This window comes from Streptococcus suis (genome assembly GCF_002964045.1).
GTDB classification, from domain to species: Bacteria; Bacillota; Bacilli; order Lactobacillales; family Streptococcaceae; genus Streptococcus; species Streptococcus suis_U.
Map to the genome: position 1 here is coordinate 1 of NZ_POPB01000541.1, position 333 is coordinate 333.

Genomic DNA, 333 nt, shown 5'->3' on the forward strand with positions numbered 1-333 from the left:
TACTTTATGGAAACAAGGTTACCTTGGTAAGTTGCTTCATGCTAAGAAACAAAAGATTTCTTTGGATACAGGTCAACTTATTAAGGAAACTGTTCGAGATGCGATTCCAATTATCATTTTAGGTCTAACGATTCAATTATTGCAGTTTATTGACCAAGTCACGTTTATTCGTGTTATGGAAAGAATTACGGATTACAGTAATTCGGAACTTTTGGAACTTTATTCATATATGGCTGCCAATCCAAGTAAGATTACGATGATGATTATTGGGATTTCACTGAGTTTGGGAAGTGTTGCTATTCCATTGATTACAGAGAAATTTGTCAAGAAAGA

1 pseudogene is annotated in these 333 nt (G+C 33.9%); it reads left to right on the forward strand.

The annotated features are described in order from the left end of the window. Positions 1–333: pseudogene (locus C1E99_RS12595) on the forward strand (polysaccharide biosynthesis protein); the annotation flags it as partial.